At 72.2% G+C, this 18,045-nt stretch carries 16 protein-coding genes; 7 read left to right on the top strand and 9 right to left on the bottom strand.

Annotated elements, in window-relative coordinates:
• Nucleotides 1-17: 17 nt before the first annotated feature.
• The 3 genes from OG866_RS08960 to OG866_RS08970 are packed head-to-tail and all read left to right on the top strand — an operon-like array spanning nt 18 to nt 2,877.
• The gene (locus tag OG866_RS08960; RefSeq protein WP_329333116.1) at nt 18-962 is read left to right on the top strand and encodes a hypothetical protein; all 945 of its coding nucleotides are present in this window, start codon (nt 18-20) and stop codon (nt 960-962) included.
• Entirely contained in the window at nt 959-1,702 is a 744-nt protein-coding gene (locus OG866_RS08965) for a hypothetical protein (protein ID WP_329333118.1), read from the top strand. Before OG866_RS08960 ends, OG866_RS08965 begins: the two co-directional genes overlap by 4 nt.
• A complete protein-coding gene (locus OG866_RS08970) occupies nt 1,699-2,877 on the top strand; it encodes an acyl-CoA dehydrogenase family protein (RefSeq protein ID WP_329333120.1) in 1,179 nt (392 codons plus the stop codon). The genes OG866_RS08965 and OG866_RS08970 overlap by 4 nt, the downstream gene beginning before the upstream one ends.
• Here OG866_RS08970 and OG866_RS08975 read toward each other — a convergent pair.
• From OG866_RS08975 to OG866_RS09010, 8 genes are read right to left on the bottom strand one after another with little or no spacing between them, the layout of a single operon-like run.
• Nucleotides 2,869-3,903 carry an alcohol dehydrogenase catalytic domain-containing protein gene (locus tag OG866_RS08975; protein ID WP_329333122.1) on the bottom strand — a complete coding sequence of 345 codons (1,035 nt, stop codon included), beginning with the start codon at nt 3,901-3,903 and terminating at the stop codon, nt 2,869-2,871. The genes OG866_RS08970 and OG866_RS08975 overlap by 9 nt on opposite strands.
• Nucleotides 3,900-5,732 (bottom strand): cellulase family glycosylhydrolase, encoded by a 1,833-nt coding sequence (locus tag OG866_RS08980; protein ID WP_329333124.1) that lies wholly within the window; start codon nt 5,730-5,732, stop codon nt 3,900-3,902. The genes OG866_RS08975 and OG866_RS08980 overlap by 4 nt, the downstream gene beginning before the upstream one ends.
• A 5-nt stretch (nt 5,733-5,737) precedes the next feature.
• The gene (locus OG866_RS08985; RefSeq protein WP_329333125.1) at nt 5,738-6,928 is read right to left on the bottom strand and encodes a DegT/DnrJ/EryC1/StrS family aminotransferase; all 1,191 of its coding nucleotides are present in this window, start codon (nt 6,926-6,928) and stop codon (nt 5,738-5,740) included.
• Nucleotides 6,925-7,998: a glycosyltransferase family 4 protein gene (locus tag OG866_RS08990; protein ID WP_329333127.1), complete on the bottom strand. Its 1,074-nt coding sequence runs from the start codon at nt 7,996-7,998 to the stop codon at nt 6,925-6,927. Before OG866_RS08990 ends, OG866_RS08985 begins: the two co-directional genes overlap by 4 nt.
• On the bottom strand, nt 7,995-8,981 hold the full coding sequence (locus OG866_RS08995) for an NAD-dependent epimerase/dehydratase family protein (protein WP_329333129.1): 987 nt from the start codon (nt 8,979-8,981) through the stop codon (nt 7,995-7,997). The genes OG866_RS08990 and OG866_RS08995 overlap by 4 nt, the downstream gene beginning before the upstream one ends.
• Nucleotides 8,974-10,305: a nucleotide sugar dehydrogenase gene (locus OG866_RS09000; protein WP_329333131.1), complete on the bottom strand. Its 1,332-nt coding sequence runs from the start codon at nt 10,303-10,305 to the stop codon at nt 8,974-8,976. The genes OG866_RS08995 and OG866_RS09000 overlap by 8 nt, the downstream gene beginning before the upstream one ends.
• Before the next feature lie 2 nt (nt 10,306-10,307).
• Nucleotides 10,308-11,876 (bottom strand): class I adenylate-forming enzyme family protein, encoded by a 1,569-nt coding sequence (locus OG866_RS09005; RefSeq protein WP_329333132.1) that lies wholly within the window; start codon nt 11,874-11,876, stop codon nt 10,308-10,310.
• Nucleotides 11,873-12,634, bottom strand: a complete 762-nt coding sequence (locus OG866_RS09010; protein WP_329333135.1) for a nucleotidyltransferase family protein — start codon at nt 12,632-12,634, stop codon at nt 11,873-11,875. Before OG866_RS09010 ends, OG866_RS09005 begins: the two co-directional genes overlap by 4 nt.
• 209 nt (nt 12,635-12,843) lie before the next feature.
• On the opposite strand from OG866_RS09010, the gene OG866_RS09015 reads away from it, so the two are divergent.
• From OG866_RS09015 to OG866_RS09030, 4 genes are read left to right on the top strand one after another with little or no spacing between them, the layout of a single operon-like run.
• On the top strand, nt 12,844-14,241 hold the full coding sequence (locus OG866_RS09015; RefSeq protein ID WP_329333137.1) for a hypothetical protein: 1,398 nt from the start codon (nt 12,844-12,846) through the stop codon (nt 14,239-14,241).
• A complete protein-coding gene (lysA, locus tag OG866_RS09020; protein WP_329333139.1) occupies nt 14,238-15,509 on the top strand; it encodes a diaminopimelate decarboxylase in 1,272 nt (423 codons plus the stop codon). Before OG866_RS09015 ends, lysA begins: the two co-directional genes overlap by 4 nt.
• Before the next feature lie 21 nt (nt 15,510-15,530).
• Nucleotides 15,531-15,836 carry an acyl carrier protein gene (locus OG866_RS09025; RefSeq protein ID WP_329333140.1) on the top strand — a complete coding sequence of 102 codons (306 nt, stop codon included), beginning with the start codon at nt 15,531-15,533 and terminating at the stop codon, nt 15,834-15,836.
• Between the two features lie 6 nt (nt 15,837-15,842).
• Nucleotides 15,843-16,640, top strand: coding sequence for a 4'-phosphopantetheinyl transferase family protein (locus OG866_RS09030; RefSeq protein WP_329333142.1), 798 nt, complete (start codon nt 15,843-15,845; stop codon nt 16,638-16,640).
• Here OG866_RS09030 and OG866_RS09035 read toward each other — a convergent pair.
• On the bottom strand, nt 16,578-18,038 hold the full coding sequence (locus OG866_RS09035; protein ID WP_329333144.1) for an amidase family protein: 1,461 nt from the start codon (nt 18,036-18,038) through the stop codon (nt 16,578-16,580). The genes OG866_RS09030 and OG866_RS09035 overlap by 63 nt on opposite strands.
• Nucleotides 18,039-18,045: the final 7 nt, after the last annotated feature.

The raw sequence follows: 18,045 nt of genomic DNA on the forward strand, positions 1-18,045 counted from the left end.
GACGACGAATCAGGCAGATGGTCACTTACACAGCGACAGGCCACGCGGAACCGCACCAGGCGAACGGGCCCACCGGTTCCCTTCCCCTTCAGGTCCCTCTCGCGTTCATCGACCACCATGAGTCGACGGGGGCCGAAGGCTCCCGCGGGTACATAGGCGACCTCAGTACGTACCACTCCGATCTGCTGACGTACTACTCCGATCTGATGGCCGCCGCCGGGCAGTCGTACGCGCCCGAGCGTTTCGCGGCACCCCGAGTCACCCACACCGACCTGTTGGAGGCCCTGCTGGCCCGCGCCGGGTCCCGGGCCGACCACTTCGATGTGGCGGTCCTCGCCAGTGCCGCGCCCGACTCCGAACCGGGGTTCCCCGGCGGGTACCTCAGCCAGGCGGTGCCCGGCGCCGGACTGGTGTTCGCCGTGTCCGACCAGGGCGTCAGTGCTCCCTTCACCGCGCTGCGCCTGATCGCCCGCACGATGCCCGAGGGTGGGGACGGCCGGGCCCTGTTGTTCCTGCTGGACCAGAGCTCCGTGCTGCACGACGGGCCGGTCCGGCCGCAGCTGAGAGTGGAGTACGACGCCGCGTCCGTGCTCGTGCTGGACCGGTCCGGGGGCCTCGGGCGGATCCGGCTCGACAGCGCCGTGACCATCGCCCCGGAGAACGTCGCGGAGCATCTGGAGAGCCGGTTGCGCACCGTACCGGCATCGGGGGCGCCGCCGGCCCTCCTCGGCGGGTACGCGCTGGACGGCCTGCTGCCCGACGCGCCCGGCCGCGACATCGAGTGCGCCGCCCCGGGCCGTCCCGCCTCCGGCCTGTGGCGGTTGCTGGGGACGCGGCTGCCGCAGTGGCTGCCGACCGGGCGGCAGGTCGTACTCGCCGACTACGACGAGGAGTCGGCCCGCCTCGACACCTGTGTGATCGACATACCGGCCCGCTCCTGTCAGGGAGGACCCTCCGCATGACCTCGTCCCTGGTTCCGCCGCAGGCGTCCGCCGCCGGGTCTCCCGCGCTGGTCCACGATCTCGCGCGCCGCCGGGAGCTCGGTCCCGCGCTGGCGGCATGGCACGACGTGCCCGGCCCCGGGACTCTGGTCTGCGGACCGCGCGGGCACGTGCTGGCACCCGAGCACACCCTGCGCGACGCCACCCGGGTCCGGTGGGCCGCAGGCTGGTCCGACCGTGCGTCGCTGACCGAGACGGAGTGCACCCCGGTGGCCGTCGCCGGAGCCGGTGTCCATGCCCTTCGGCTCACGGGGCCCATGCCCGAGGAACCACCGGGGGCGTCCGCCCGGGAGGATCACGCCGCCGTGGCGGAGGGACTGCTGTGGCTCCGGCTCGGCCTGTCCAGGGCCTTGCTGGACAGCTGCCTGACCTACCTGGAGGGCCGTACCACCGGCGGAGTCCCGCTGCTGCGCCAGCAGTTGGTGCGGGGCGCCGTCGCGGACGGGCTGATGGAGCAGCTGGAGATCGAGAGCGCCCTGCTGGCATGGGCACCGGAACCCGGCTGCCGGGAAACGGCCGAGGCCGCCCTGCACGACCAGCTCACCAGGGCCGACCGGGGCCTGGTGCGGCTGCTCGGAGCCGGCGGTTTCACCTGCGACGAGGCGGGGCGTACGGCGTACGTCTCGGAACTGCTCGCCGACGCCTACAGCGGCGCGACGGCGGAGCCCTTGGCGGCGGAACGGGGAGGAGACAGCGCATGACGGAACTCGACGACCGGCTCGCACTGCTCGCGGGCCAGGCCCATGAGTGGGCCGCCGAACTGCGTACGCACGCTCTGGAGGTCGACGCCGATCCCTCGGCCGTCCAGCGGCTGACGCACCTCGACACACTGCGGTGGGCCGGGTCCCTGCAAGTACCGCCCGAGTACAACCCGCACCCCCTCGTCATCCGCGGTCACCGCTTCCATGTGATGAGCGCGCTCGAACGCGTCGTCTTCGTGGAGGAGGGGGCATGGGGCGACGCCGGTCTGACACTGGGCGCGCCCGGCGCCCCGATGGCGGGAGTCCTGGTGAACACCCTGGGCTCCGCCGAGCAGAAGGAGTGGTTCTTCAGCCGGGTGCTGGAGCGGCCGACGTGGACGTTCTTCGCGCTCACCGAACCCGGCCACGGGTCCGACCCGGGGCGGATGGAGACCACGGTCACCGGAGCGTCGCAGGAGGGTCCGATGACGCTGACCGGCGCCAAACGGTTCGTGGGCAACGCCGCCCGCGGCGACATCGGGGTGGTCTTCGCCCGCACGGGTCCCGGTCCGCTCGGTCTGGCCGCGGTCCTCGCGGAATCGGGCACGGCCGGCTTCCGGGCCGAGCCCATCGAGACGACCGGTCTGCGTGGCGCGCAGCTGGGGGCCATCACGCTGGACTCCGTGGAGATCCCCGCGGACCGGATGCTCGGGCGGCATCTCAAGCCGGTGCAGCGGGGGATGCGCGGCTGGCTGCGCACCTTCAACGTCGTACGGCCCACGGTGGCCGCCATCGGGCTGGGCCTGTCGCGTGCCGCGGTGGAGTACGTCCGTACGCACCGGCGCTCGTTGCGCGCGACGGAACGCGATCGGCTGGACGCCATGGAGCGGCGGATCCGGGCCGTGCGCGCGCTGACCCACCGGGCGGCCGCCGCCGTGGACCACGACCCCGACCAGGGGCACCTCGCGTCCGCGGCGAAGGTGAGCTCGGGGCGGATGGCCGAGGAGGTGACGCTCGCGGCCCGTGAGTTCTTCCCCGCCGGAGCACGCCTCGACCACCCGCTGCTGGACAAGCTGATCAGGGATGCCCGGGGGCTGGAGTTCATGGAGGGCACCCGCGACATCCAGCGGCTCAACCTCTTCAACGCCATGTCCCGTGGCGCCTTCGGCCCGACCGGGGCCGCGGTGTCACGGTGACAGGACGACCTTGAGGGCGGCTCGCCCGTCGAAGAGCGCGTAGGCCTCGGCCGCCCGGGACAGCGGCAGCCGGTGCGTCACGACGGCCGACGGGTCGAGCAGCCCCTGCGTGATCAGGGGCAGCACGTCCTCGCGCAGGGCGATCGGGTCGCCGACCGTGAACCGGAGCGTGAGTTCACGGCCGAATGCGAGCCCGGTCGGGAAGGGCATGGCGGCGGAGTGGTGCGCTCCGGCGGCCACGACGGTGGACCGGGGGCCCGCCGCCTCCACGGCGGCGCGCAGTGCCGCGTCGGTGCCCACGGCCTCGATCACCGCCGCGGCTCCCCGCGTCCCGGCGGCTTCCCGCAGCACCGTGCCCAACTCCCCGGGCACGACGGCCTGGAGACCCAGGGACTCGGCGGCCGTCCGGCGCTCGGGAGCCGGGTCGCACACGATCACCCGGCCGGCCCCGGCGATCGCCGCGCAGCAGCCCGCCAGCAGGCCGACCGGCCCGGCTCCCACCACCCCCACCGTGTCGCCGGGTGTGAGCGCCGCCGCCCGCACCGCCGTGTACGCCGTCGTGAGCACGTCCGAGACGAACAGCGCCTGCTCGTCGGAGACGCCCTCCGGCACGCTTCTGAGCACGACATCGGCGAACGGCACCCGGACGTACTCCGCCTGGCCGCCGGACAACGGCTTGCCGACGACGTCCGCGTAGCCGAAGAGGGTCGCCTCGGGGCACTGGTAGTGCCAGCCGCGGGCGCACAGCGCGCACCGTCCGCAGGCGACCACATCGGAGGCGAACACCCGCTCCCCCACCGTCACATGGGCGTCGGGTCCGGCCTCCACGACCACCCCCGCGAACTCATGGCCGAGTACCGTGCCCGGTGCGAAGTCGGGCAACTCGCCCCGGAAAGGGTGCAGATCGGTCCCGCAGATCCCGGACCTGGTGACGCGGACGACGGCGTCGCGGCGCTCCTCGACCCGAGGCTCGGGAACGTTCGAGACGACGATGTCGCCCGGGCCCTGATAGACGACGGCCTTCATCGCGGCGCTCCTTCAGCTTCCCCTGGTGCGATCACTGTCCACTCCTTGGCCGCCAGCTCGGTCAACCGCCCCGGCTCGTCGCCGTGTTCGAGCCGTACCGGGTGCCGGCCGTGGTTGATCAGTACGGTCCGGGGGCCGCCCCGGCCCGTCCCGCTGACGATCTCGACGTCCGGCGGGAGGCCGTCGAGGAGCGGTGCCACGCCTGCCCTACGGGCGAGCCGCCGGTGGAACTCCTCCCACGGGGCGCCGGTCAGGGCGCCGGGGCGAGCGCTCTGCTGCTCCGTCGGCGCGTTGCTGAACAGCACCTTTCCGGCACCGACCCGGTGTTCCAGCAGGGCCGGGGAGTTGTCGGGATAGGTCGCGAGAACGCGGGCCGTGGTGGCCCGCAGCGTCGTGGGCCGTACCGTCGCCGTGGTCCAGTCGAGCGGCCAGGTCCCGCCGTCCCAGCGCAGTTCGGACTTGCCGACCGGGTCGAGCTCGTAGTCGACGAGTTCGGCGCCGACGAACTCCGGCCCGGGGAAGGCGTGCAGATGGTCGCCGAGCGAGAGGTAGACGGTGCCGCCGCGGTCCGCGAACGCCGTGAGGCGCTCGATGTCGGTCAGGGTGAGACGGGTCGGTGCGGGACAGACCAGATAGGCCCGCTCCGGCGGTTCCCCGGTGACCAGGTCGAAGTCCAGGTGTGCCCGCTTCAGCATGAGGTACGCCTGGAAGGTCGCGGGTACGCTGCCCGGCCCGTCCAGGTAGGAGTGTCCCCGGCCGCGGACCCGTTCGGGCAGGTACAGAAGGGTGGACGCGGGGGCTCGGCGCAGAGCGAGATCGTCGGCGGCCCGGACGACCTTCCGCAAGGTGTGCATCGCGGGCTTCGGAGTGCCGTCGAGGTGGTGCAGGCCGGCGTGGCGCTCCTGCGGTCGCTCCCGGTAGGGCTCGTCGCGCGAGGCCAGGTCCTGCCAGCACCAGACCAGGGCTCCGGCGGCTCCGCCCGCCAGGAGTGATGCCGCGGTCGCGCCCAGGTACGCGGCCGCTGTCCGCTCGTCCACTCCGTAGCTGCCGAGTTCGTCGACCATCGCCGTGCCGTGGGCCGACGCGAACCGGGCGAGGAAGGGCACCAGGTTCGTCGCCTCGTACGACATCGTCGACGGTATCGGTACGGGGGCCCAGGGCGGGAAGCCGTGCACGCCCACGAGGTCGAGCGCCGCGCCGTTGTCGCTGCCATAGGGTTCCGGGCCGAAGACACCGGAGGCGTCGTCGGCCTGTGTCACGAGGGTGCCGGGAGCCTCCTGGCGGATGGCGTCGGCGAGGCGGCGCTGCCAGACGGCGACGTCGTCGCGGCTCAGCCTCCGGGCCTCGGCCATGTCGATGTTCCACAGTTCGTCGCCGAGATCGAGGGCGAGGACGTTGTCGTGGGGACGCACGACACGGGCCACGGCACGGACGTACATCTCCTCGGCCCGCAGGAGTTCGGGGTCCCGCCACGGGCTGCGGTCGGCGCGCCAGGGCACCTCCAGCAGTTGCCCGTTCATCCAGATGGTCAGCAGCGACAGGACGCAGGCCAGGCCCGCCTCGTCGGCGGCCGCGACGGCCCACTCGAGTCGGGACAGCGCCTCCTCGTCGACGTCATCGGGGCGCGGCATGAAGTCACGCCAGAACAGGAAGAGCCGTACGGTGTTCAGACCGTCGGCCGCCATCCGGCGGAAGTCCTCCTTGACGACCTGCGGATTCCACTCCGACCACAGCCGGCAACCCGCCTGCGAGGGGTGGTAGTTCACGCCCAGCGCGGTGAACGGGGCCCCGTCCCGCAGGACGCGTCCTTGGTGCACGGTGAAGGCCACGGGGGTCAGCTCCGCTCCGCGGCGGGTGCCAGGGCCGCCGCCAGTTCCTCGGTCACCAGGTCCGCGTCCGTGTCGGACATGCGGCTGTGCAGCGGCAGGGTGAGCAGCCGTTTGGCCACGCTCTCCGTGACCGGCAGGTGTTCCCGGGGGGAGGCGTCGCGCCGCAGGCCGTCGGGATCGTCCCGGTAGTAGGAGAGCAGGTGGCTGGGCGGGTAGTGCACCGACGTCTGCACCCCGCGGTCCAACAGCGCGCCGCGCACCGCGGACCGGTCGCTGCCGGGCGGCAGCAGCACGGTCATGAGGTGGTGGGCCAAGTCCTCGGTGCGATCCGCGAAGGGCACGGTGACTCCGGGCAGAGCGGCGAGCCCTTCGCGGTACCGCCGCACGAGCCGGCCGCGGTGGGCACGGTCGGCCGCGAGACGGGACAGCTGGGCCTGTCCCAGCGCCGACGAGATCTCGGTGGGCCGGTAGTTGAGGCCCACGCCGAGCACGTCGTAGGGGGTGGTCCCGGGCTTCGTACCGTCCGAGGGGGTGGCTTCGACGCAGTGCGACCGCAGGCGGCGCACCCGGTCGAGCAGGGCGGGGTCGCGAGCGGTGACCATGCCGCCCTCGCCCGTGGTCATGTTCTTCGTGGCGTGGAAGCTGAAGCAGCCGATGTCCCCGAAGGTGCCGAGCATCCGCCCGTCCAGCGGGACGAGCGGCGCGTGCGCCACGTCCTCGACGACCGCGATGCCCGCGGCGCGCGCGATCCGCGTCGTGCGGCGGACCTGGGCCGGGTGGCCGCCGTAGTGCATCACCACGACGGCCTTGGTGCGCTCGCCGATGAGCCGCTCGACCTCCTCGGGCGCGAGGGTGAGGTCGGTCGGCGACCGTACGTCGGCGAAGACGGGCACACCTCCGTGCAGGGCGACGACCGCCGCGGACGCGACGAAGCTGAGCGACGGGACGATCACCTCGTCGCCCGCGCGCAGGCCCAGGGCGAGCATCGCGAGGTGGAGCGCGGCCGTGCCGCTGCTCACGGCGACGCATCCGGGTGCCCCGAGCCGCCGGCCGAACTCGTCCTCGAACTCCCGGGTGACCTCGCCCGCGGTGAGCCATCGGGAGTCGAGTACGTCCCTGACGGCCTCGATCTCCCGCCGGCCCACGGTGTTGTCCGCGAGCGCGACCCGGACCCGGCCCGAAACCGTATCCGTCATCGGGTTCCTCTCTTCATGTCGATCGCCCCGTCCCCGGCCGGCAGCCCCGCCTCCACGGCGGCTGCCACGGCATCCCAGGTCATGCCCCGGCGCACCCGGCCCCGGCCCGCGTCGCCGAGCGCCGTCCGTCTCGCGTCGTCGGTCAGCAGGCCCAGCAGGGCGTCGGCCACGTCGGCGGGGCGTACCGGGGTGACGAGGGCGTCGACTCCGTCGTGGACGACTTCGTGCACGCCGGGGAAGTCGCCGGTCACCACGGCCTTGCCGCACGCCCATGCCTCGGCGAAGACCAGCGGGAAGACGTCGGCGCTGCTCGGCAGACAGACGATGTCGCAGGCTGCCAGGGCGTCGTGCTTGGTCTGTTCGTCCAGCAGCCCCACGTCGCGCACCCGTGCGTCGGGGTGGGTACGGATCGCTTCGGCGACCGGGGCCTCGGTGTCGGGTCCGGCGAACAGGAACACGGTGTCCGGAGCCGTACGCCACACCAGGGGTGCGGCGTCCAGCAGGACACCGCACCCTTTGGTCCGGGTCTTGCGGCCGAGGAAGAGGACGACGCGGCCGCCCAGTCGGTGGCGCTGCCGGAAGGCCGCCGGCCTCGGGTCTCCCACGAGATCGGGGGCCTGTGGAAGGGGACGTATCCGCTCGGGGGCCGCTCCGAAGGAGCGGACCGCGTCCGCCTCCGCCGCCGTGAGGGTGTAGAGGGCCCGCGCCGCGCGACAGGCGCTGCGGCCCAGTCCGAGGTCGGGCCAGAGCCGCGGTTCGGAGGCCGGGGTGAGGACAAAGGGCGCCTCCCACTTGTCGGCGAGCCGCAACGCCGTCGCCACCTGCTCCGGTCGCGCCAGGTCGTAGGCGTGGACCACGTCCGGGCGCTCCCCCGCCCGGATCACCTCGTCCTCGGTGCGGAACAGGCGATACTCCCGGTGCAGGGTTTCTTCCGGGGCCTCGGCGTCGGTGAGTACCCGCACCTGGTGCCCGCGCAGGCGCAGTGCCTCGGTGGTGCGCCATCCCATCCGTTCCGCACCCGATGTGCCGCCCTTGCCGTATCCGCCGAACACCACGAGGAAGCGGCTCACCGCGAGGCCTCGGGGGACGGGGTGGCGAGGGGGACTCCGTACCAGTCGAGCATCGCCCGGAGCCCCGAGTCCAGGGCCATCGGCCGCCAGTCCGGCAACAGCCGGCGCAGGGTGGTGAGGTCGGGCAGTCGCCGCGCCGGTGAGTTCTCCGGCGCGTCCCGGACATCGAGTTCCGGAGGTGCCCCGGCCAGCGCCAGCAGACGCCGGGCGAGCTCGGTCATCGCCAGCTCCTCCTGGTCGTTGCCGATGTTCACCACGAGCGGCGCGTCCGTGGGCAGCCGCATGAGCCGGACCGTGGCGTCCACCGCGTCGTCCACGTAGCAGAAGGCCCGGGTCTGGTCGCCGCCGTAGACGGTGAAGGGGTGGACCCCCTTGACGACGCGCTCGATGAACTGGGGGATCACATGGGCGTTGCCCATGCGCGGGCCGTAGATGTTGTAGTACCGCCCGATGCGCACCCGTGTGCTGCTCGCGCGCTGGAGCAGCATCAGTTCGGCCACGGCCTTGCTGAGCGCGTACGAGGAGCGGGCGGAGTGCGGCCGGGTGAGGACGAACGGCGCGTTCTCCGGGGTCGGCAGAGGTGCGGCGCCCAGTTGGGCGGCACCGTCCGCGAACTCGCTCGTGGAGCTGAGGAACACGGCTCCGGGGCCTGTCCTGTCACACCAGTCGAGCAGATGTGTTGCGGCCAGGATGTTGGTCCGCAGGACGTGACCGGGATCCCGGGTGACCTGCTGCACCCCGACCGCCGCGGCCAGGTGGTACACCGCGTCGAAGTCCCCCGGCAGCAGCCCGTCCGGGATCTGCCGGGTGAGGTCGTGGCGGACGACCTCGACCTCGGCCTCGATGTCGCGCAGCGCGTCGTCCCTGCGTCCTCGGGAGAAGTCGTCGACCAGAGTGATCCGCGCGCCCTCGGCGAGCAGTCGGCGCGTCAGATGCAGCCCGATGAAGCCCGCACCTCCGGTGATCAGGACGCGCTCAGCCACGGCCCAGCCTCAGGTAGGTGAGGCCGGCGAGGTCCGCCAGCTCGTTCTGGAGGAGCCCCCACATGTCGAAGACCACCGGGTCGGGGCGCATCTGCTCCAGGAGGTTCTCCGCTCGCAGTGTTCCGTAGTCCGGGTGGTCGGTCAGCACGATCACCGCGTCGGCGTCCCGCAGCCCTTCCGTCAGGTTCACGGGCCGGAACCCGATCTCCGCGATCCGGTCACGGCCGACCGTGAAGTCGTGGCCCGCCAGCGTGCCCACCCGTGGGCCCAGTTCCTGGGCGAGCTGGACGGCCGCCGATCCGCGGGTGTCGTCCGTCGCGGGCCGGCCCTTGTACGCGATGCCGCACACCAGCACCTTGGTGTCGGCCGAGTCCTTGCCGGCTGCGGCGAGCGCCTTGGTGACCCGGTCGACGAGCCGGCCGGGCAGGCTCTCGTTGACGGCCCGGGCGGCGGCGACCATGGGCATCTGATGGCCGGTCTCGTGACCGCTGTGCATCAGCAGGTACGGGTCCTTGACCAGGCAGCTGCCGCCGACGAACCCGGGCCGGCTCAGGTCGGGCCGGGGGTAGCGGAGGTTGGCGGAGGCGATGAGTTCGTCCGCGTCGAGTCCGAGCCGTTCCGCGAGGAGCGCCACCTCGTTGCCGAAGCCGTAGATGAGGTCGGTGTGCGCGTTGCAGATCAGCTTGATCATCTCTGCGGCCTCGAGGGACGACACCACCACCTGGTCCGTGGCGCAGGTCGCCATGAGCCGCCCGGCGCTGAGCACCGACCGCTCGTCGAGTCCCCCGACGATCTGCGGCAGCGAGCGCAGTTCCTCCATGGCCCGGCCCTGGATGGTGCGCTCCGGGCAGAAGGCGAGAAGCGGTTCGCGGACCCGCTTGCGCAGCAGCGGCAGGACGGTGTTGCGGCAGGTGCCGACGGGCACGGTGCTGCGGACGACGACGAGCGTGCGGTCGGTGACGCGGTCGGCGACCTCCGTGACCGCCGCGACGAGGTGCCGCAGGTCGGGCCGCTGGTTGTCCGCGTGTACGGCGGTGCCCACACAGACGACGACGGCGTCCGGGGCCGCGTCGGGCAGGTGCTCCTCGACGGTGAGCGCTCCCGGGGGCAGTGCGCGCAGTTGCTCGGGCAGGCCCGGCTCGTGGAACCGGGGTGTGCCGGCTCGCACCGCGGCCCGTACGCCCGGGTCGGTGTCCACGCCCACCACCCGATGCCCGCCGGCCGCGAGCGACACGGCGAGGGGCAGGCCTATGTACCCGAGCCCGATCACCGCCACATAGCCGGTGGTGTCCGCGGGTTTCACCGTTGTTCTCGCCTGAGTCACTGTCAGTCCTCGACTTCGCTGATCGGAACATGCGGATGTGCGATGGGTTCATGGCCCGGCGGTGGCGCGGCGGGTGCCGTGCTCCGAGTGGCCAGGACACTCGCCCGCAGAGTCGGCAGATCGACCTTGCCCAGCGCCGTTCTCGGCAGCCGCGGCAGCAGATGCAGCCGGTGCGGTACCTCGTACGGCAGCAGCCGGGATCTGAGGTACGTGTGCAGCGCCGCCGTGGGCGCTCTGCCGGGCGTGCCCCGTGGTGCGAGCACGACGGCCGCGTGGACGGCCTCCTCCCCGCCGGCGTCCTCGGCGCCGAAGACGTGCACCTCGCGCACGGCGTCGTGGCCGGCGACGATCCGCTCGACGCGCCGGGGGTTCACCTTGCGTCCGCCGACGTTGATGAAGGTGTCCTTCCTGGCCAGCAGGGTGAACCTGCCGGAGCTGTCGACGCGGGCCACGTCACCCGTGTCGTACCAGGCGTCGGCGGGACGCGGCAGTGCGCCCGTGGGGCCGAGCCGGCCGGTGAACATCGTGGAGGTGCGCACGTGCAGCACTCCGCTGTCAGGCTCGGGCGACAGCCGTTCGTCGTGCTCCAGGCGCCACTCGACTCCCGGTGCCACGGCCCCCACCGAGTCCGGGGGTCCCGCGTCGGGGCCGCGCTGGCAGGCGATCAGACCCGTTTCGGTGCTCCCGTACACCTGGTGGACCGTCAGGCCCAGGTCCTTCGTGGCCAGTTGCCGGGTCTCTTCCGGCAGCGGTCCTCCCGAGGAGAGGGCGACGCGGACGGCCGCGACCGCCGCTCGCTCCGGGCGGGAGGAGGCGAGCAGCCGGTAGAAGAGCGGGCTGCCCAGGAGTACGGTCGCGCCGGCGCCGAGCGCGTCGTGACAGGCGCTGAGGGAGAACTTCGGCAGCAGCATCAGTTCGGCCCGCGCCATGATCGCGGCCGCCATGCCCCCGACCATGCCGAAGGAGTGCGCGAGCGGCAGGGGGAGGAACACCCGGTCGGCGGAGGTGTATTCGTGGATGTCGCGGTAGAGCGCGCCGCCGCGTCCGACGGTGGCCAGGGTCTGACGCACCGCCGTGGGCTCGCCGGTGGACCCCGAGGTCAGCTGGTGGACCGCCGGATCCTCGCGGGGCTCCGCCCAGGGGCCGCCGCCGTGTGCGGGGCCGGTGAGCAGCCGCTCGTACGTGAGTGCCGGACGCGGGGCGGACGGCAGGCCGTCGGGGACCTGCCGGGTGATCAGCCCGGACACCGGGACGCGGTACAGCACCGAGTGGGGATCGGTCAGTTGGGAGGTCTCGGGCTCCGTGCACAGGACGTCGACTCCGGCCAGGGCCAGGCCGAGGAGCACGGCGACGCCGTCCGTGCTGTTCTCCAGGGCCACCACCACGGGCCCCTGTCCGGCGGGCAGTCGGCCGGCGTTGTGGGCGACGGTCCGCACGCGGGACAGGAGTTGGGACCATGTCGTCGTGAGCCAGTCGGCCCCGGTGTGCTCACGGACGGCCACGGTGTCACCGAACTGCCGCGCGTGGTCGCGCAGCTGCCCGAGGAGCGACCGCTCCGGCGGAGCCGTCACCGGGGTGCGCCGTGCAGCGCGGTGCCGCGGTCCACGCCGGCGGTCGCCGACCGTGGGCCGAGGTAGTGGGAGGGGGACGCCAGGAAGGCCTTCTTGGCGTCCTCGTAGTTCTCCGGGGTTCCGATGTCGTACCAGGAATCCTCGAACTCATGCGCCCTCACCGGCTGTTCCTCGTCGATGAGCGCGGTGATCAGATCCGGCATGTCCATCGCCTGTCCCTCGGGGATGAACTTCCGTACGGCGGGATCGGCCACGTGGATGCCCGTCGAGACGTCGACGGTCAGCACCGGTTTCTCCCGGATCCCCAGGACGTCGCCGCCATCGGCCAGGTCCAGTACACCGAGTTGCAGCGGTATCTCCCGTTTCCGGCAGGCGACGGTCAGCACACCGCCCCCCTCCTGGTGGCGGCGGTAGAGGTCGGCGAAGTCGAGCGAGGTGAGGACATCGCAGTTCAGGACGACCGCCGGGGTCTCCCAGTCCGCCACGTCCAACAGCGGAGCCGCGGTGCCCAGCGGAGTCTCGTCCCAGGTGTAGTCGATGCTCAGGCCGTACCGCCGCCCCTCCGAGAAGCGCTCCTGGATCATCTCGCCCAGATGATGGAGGCACAGGGTCACCCGGGTGGCACCCGCGGTGCGCAGTTGACGGACGATGATCTCCAGAATCGAGTGGTCACCGAACTCCACGAGTGCCTTGGGACGATGGGCCGCATAGGGACGCAGACGACTGCCCTTTCCACCGGCAAGCACGATCGCGTGCATGATTCTCCCCGTTCTCGGAGCGCTGGCTCCAGGAAATTTCCCCCGTCCGCTCCCCGCAGGCAAACTGCCACCGTCCGCGCCATCGCCCTGGCTGAACTGCTATACCCGAAGCGGCCGATTGCTCTCTCCCGCCGACACCTCGTAGTTTTCCGTGCCAGACCGTCGAGGCGTCACGACGATTGTTTCCTTCGCGATCGGATACCGATTTCATGCGGGAAGAACAGCCCGGCTTCATCACGCGGCTCAAATCGGCCCTGTGTCTCGCCCCTGGAACGCCGCTCGTCTTTCTCGGGAATTTCGAGGTGGAAACCCGCTGGGGCCGGGACGTGATCGGGCTCCCGGTGTTCTCGCGCGCCGCCGCCGGCGCCATGGTCAACCGGATGGACGAGTTCGCCCTGCTGCTGGCGGGCCCCGACGACCTGGTCGTGCTCAAGGAGCCGCCCGACCCGGGCTATCTGGCCCAGCTGTCGGAGCTGGGCCTGCGGTTGCCCCGTGTCCTCGTACCGGAGCAGACCGACCCGGCGCGGACGGTCACGGAGGACGCCCTGCACGCACCCGCCCTGGTCGAGGAGCTGTCCCGGCTGGCCGGCTCCGGGGCCGCGCTGCTGCCGCACGGGGTGTCCGAGGCCGAGGAGGCGCTCGCCGTGGCCTCAGGACTGCCGTTGGCGGCGCCGCCCGCCGCCGTCTGCGAGGCCGTCAACAGCAAGGTGTACAGCCGCCGCCTCACGGAACGTCTGGACCTGCGACGACCGCGCGGCTGGGCCTGCGACTCGCTCGCCGACTGGTCGACAGCGCTCGGGCATGCCCGTGAACTGCTGCGCGAGGGCCGGACGATCGGGGTCAAGGACGCCTTCGGCGTCTCCGGCAAGGGCATCGTCCAGGTCGAGGACGAGCGGCGGCTGAACGCCCTGGACCGGATGGTCACCACCAGGGCACGGCGGGCGGGCACCGAGCGCATCGGGCTGGTGGTCGAGGAATGGGTGGCCAAATCCGCCGACCTCAACTACCAGTTCACGCTCGGCCGGGACGGAAGCCTCCACTTCGACTTCGTGAAGGAGGCCGTCACCGAGCGCGGGGTGCACAAGGGACATCGCATCCCGGCACGGCTCAACGCCGAGCAGCACTCGGAGCTCGTCTCGACCGCCCGGCTGCTGGGCCGGCAGCTGTCCGACGACGGCTACTTCGGTGTGGTGGGGGTGGACGCCATGGTCGACCCCGACGGCGGGCTGTACCCGGTGGTCGAGATCAACGCCCGCAACAACATGTCGACCTACCAGTTGCCCCTCCAGGAGGAGTTCGTGGCGGCCGGCCGCAGCGCGCTGGCCCGGCACTACACGCTGCACCTGGGGGGCGAGCTGGACTTCGCGACGGTCCGTCACGCGCTCGGGGAGCGACTGTTCAGCCGCGGGAGCGGCTCGGGGCTGCTGGTGAACAACTTCGCCACCGTCAACGCCGCACGCGCCACTCGGGAAGAGGGCGGAACGACCGAGGGCCGGCTCTACGGTCTGGTCGTCGGCGAGGACTTCGACGCCGTCTCCCGCATCGACGCCGAGGTGGAACGGGAGCTGGCCTCATACGCCACACATTCGGAAGGGGCGCGGCCTTGACCGCTGACCACCGCATACAAGGCATCTCGACGGCCGAGCTGGCCGCACAGCACGGAACGCCGCTGTACGTCTACGACGCCGACCTGTTGCGCGACCAGTACCGAACCCTGCGGGAGGTGCTCCACCCCGCGGTGGAGATCTTCTACTCCCTCAAGGCCAACCCGAACGTCGCGATCTGCGCGGAGCTGAGGAAGCTGGGCAGCGGGGCCGAGGTCTCGTCCCTGGTGGAACTGGCCACCGCCCGGCGGGCCGGCGTGGACGACGCGCGGATCATCTTCCTGGGGCCCGGGAAGAGCCGCGAGGAGCTGGCCGAGGCGCTGTCGGAGGACGGCTGCACCGTGGTCTGCGAGTCGTTCGGCGAACTCGATCTCTGCGAGGAGCTGGCCCGCGAACACGCCCTGTCCCCCCGGGTGATGCTCCGGGTGAACCCGGCGTTCGAGGTGCGCGGTGCGGGCCTGTCCATGGGCGGCAAGCCGCGGCAGTTCGGCATGGACGAGGAGCAGCTCCTCGCGGTGGACGAGCCGGCCGCCCGCTGGCCGAGTCTGCGGATCGTCGGCGTCCACGCCTATATGGGGACGCGCATCCTCAGCGAGGACACCGTCGTCAGGAACACCGAGGGCATCCTCGAACTCGCGGAGCGGATCTCGTCCCGCCTCGGTTTCCCGCTCGACGTCGTCGACATCGGTGGCGGCCTGGGCGTCGCCTACTTCGACAACGAGAGCGACCTGGACCCCAAGAGTCTGACCCAGCGGCTGAACCCTGTCGTCGAGACCTTCCACGCCAGACGGCCCGGGACCCGCGTCATCATGGAACTCGGCCGCTATCTGACCGCCCCGGCCGGCACCTACGTCATGCGCGTGCGGTACACGAAGACGTCCCGCGGCGAGCGGTTCGCGATCACGGACGGCGGCACGCACCACCACATGGCCGCCGTCGGTATCGGTTCGTTCGTCAAACGGAACTTCCCCGCCACGGCCCTCGGCCGTTCCGCGGACACCGAGACCGAGCCGTGGAACGTCTGCGGCCCGCTGTGCACACCGGGCGACACCCTGCTGAAAAAGGCGTCGTTGCCCGATCTGCGCCCAGGGGACCTCATCGCGATCGAGCGCTCGGGAGCATACGGCCCGTCCGCGTCCCCCGTGTTCTTCCTCAGCCACGGCCATCCGGCCGAGGTCCTGGTCGCCGATGGCCGGGCGCACCTCGTGCGGCGCCGGGACACCCTGGACGACCTGCTGGGGAAGCAGGTTCCTGTCGATCCCGAGAGCTGAGGAAAGGACACCGAGGACATCGTGGAGCAGTCAACCGGCGAACAGCTGTCCCCCGCGCGGGAGGAGACTCTTGAGGAGTTCCGCCGCGGAGTGGTGAAGGCCCTGGAGAACACACTGAAGAAGGAGCTCCCGAACGCCACCTGGGAGACCAGGCTCTTCGACGATCTGAGCCTGGACTCCACGGCGGTCCTGGAGGTGCTCATGGAGTTGGAGGAGCAGTTCGGGATCGTCTTCGACCCGGACGACCTCGAACTGGAGCATCTGTCGACCGTGCGAGCGCTGGCCGAGTTCGTCCGCGACGCGCAGGATGCGCCGGTGGACGGCTGACGACGCGTGACGATCACCCGCCGGGACGCTCCGCACGGGGCGCGCCCGGCCCTCACGCCGGACGACATCCATGTCTGGACCGTGGGGCTGGGCGCCTCGCGTGAAGCGCTCCCGGGTCTCGCCGGCGGGCTCGACGAGACGGAGCGCGCCCGGCTCGCCCGGCTCACCAGTGCGACGGACCGGCGCCGCTTCACCGTGGCGCATGCCGCCCTGCGGGCCGTCCTGTCGCGCTATGTGCCCACGGAGCCACGGGAGTTGCGCTTCGAGATCGGGCGCTGGGGGCGACCGGAGATCGCGGGGGACCACCGCCACGTCCGGTTCAGCCTCACCCACTGCGAGGACCTCGCCCTGGTCGCCGTCGCCGTCGGACGCGGGGTCGGGGTGGACGTGGAGCGGGCCCGCCCGGCGCTCGCGGCGGTGGCCGCCCGGTTCTTCCCCGCCGGGGACGCCGCGCATGTGGCGTCCGTCGCCGGGCACCGCCGGGCCCAGGCCGGCGCCCGTCTGCTGACGCGCAAGGAGGCCTGTGCCAAGGCGGTGGGGGAACGGCTGCTCCCGTTCGGGCTGGCCCTGCCCGTCTTCAGCCCCGGCGACCGCACGGTGGTCGCCCACCCGGTCGGGGGCCGGCCCGCCCACTGGTACGTGCGGGATCTGTCGGCCCCGCCGGGTTTCGCGGCCGCCGTGGCCCGCCCGGGCGCGCGTCCCCCTCGTCTGTGGTTCTTCCGCTGGGGTGGGCCGGAAGGCTCACCCGACGGCGGGCCGGACCGGATCGGGGCGGCCCAGCCCGGGCAGCAGCCCGCTCAGTGACCGGGCGACGGCCAGCGTCGTGCGGTCCTCCAGATACGGACCGCAGACCGCGACACCGATGGGCACCCCGCGAGAGTCACGGCTCACCGGTACGACGGTCGTGGGCAGATGGCAGATGCCGGTCAGCGAGGTCCAGACCAACTGGTCCCAGTACGGCCGCTCGACTCCGTCGACCGTGATGCGCCTTTGGTGGTAGGGCCGGTCGTCGTGTTCCGGGGCGAGGTTCGGTACGACCGGCAGGAGTATCGCGTCGTACCGTGTGAAGAACTGCTGCCACTTGATCCGCATCCGCTCGCGACGCACATGGGCGTCCATCCAGGTCCGGTAGCTCTGGGCGACGAATTCCGCTCCCAGCTCCGCCCCCACGGGCTGCGAACCGGCGGTGACGCGCTCGATCCGCTCGCGTGAGTAGTGCAGCATCCCCACCTCGGCCAGCAGGTGGCGGGCGGTCCGGTCGGCGGCCTGGAGGGTGATTCCGGCGGGTCTGGCGTGCTCCACCGGTGTCCCGGCCGCGGTCAGCGCTTCGGCCGCGCGACGCAGTGCGCCGCGTACCTCGTGGTCGACCGGGCAGTACGGGTCGTCGTCCCACAGCGCCACCCGGCGCGGCACCCGGGCCGACGGCAGCTGGAGCCGCCAGGCGACCCGGTCCGGCGCGGCGGGCGCCGTGATCACGTCGAGGAGGAGTTCCAGGTCGTCCACGTCTCTCGCGAAGGGGCCCGCCACCGCCATGTCCGGCCGGGTGGGCTGGTAGGGCGGGATGTGACCGGCCAGCGGAACGACTCCGTGGCTGGGGCGGTGTCCGAACACTCCGCAGTGGGACGCCGGTACGCGGATCGACCCCGCGATGTCCGAGCCGAGTTCGACGGGTGTGAAGCCCGCGGCCACAGCCCCGGCGGAGCCCCCGGACGAACCGCCTGTCGTGACCTCGGGGTTCCAGGGATTGCGGGACACCCCGAACACGCTGTTGGCCGACTGGAGGTCGGCGCAGTTCTCGGCGAGGTTCGTCTTGCCGAAGACGACCGCCCCGGCGTGTCTGAGCCGGGACACCGCGTCGGCGTCCGCCGTGGGGACATGGGAGGCCAGGTCCGCGGTGCCCGCGGTGGTGCGCAGTCCCCGGGTCGCGAAGCTGTCCTTCACGGTCATCGGTATGCCGTGCAGCGGGCCGCGCGACTCACCGCGCACCGTCGCCTCGTCCGCTCGGGCCGCATCGTCCGCGGCACGTTCGTCGAGGGTCACCACCAGCCCCAGAGCGGGGTTGTGGGTGTCGATACGCCGACGCAGCACGTCGAGGTACTCGCGGGCGGAGATCTCTCGGGCGGCGATGGCGCGGGCCGCCCGGCGTACGGACCACCAGGCCGCGTGGTCGTCGGAGCCCGCGCCTGTCGTCGGAGTCGTCATCGCCCGC

Origin of the sequence: Streptomyces sp. NBC_00663 (assembly GCF_036226885.1) — a bacterium.
Lineage (GTDB): Bacteria > Actinomycetota > Actinomycetes > Streptomycetales > Streptomycetaceae > Streptomyces.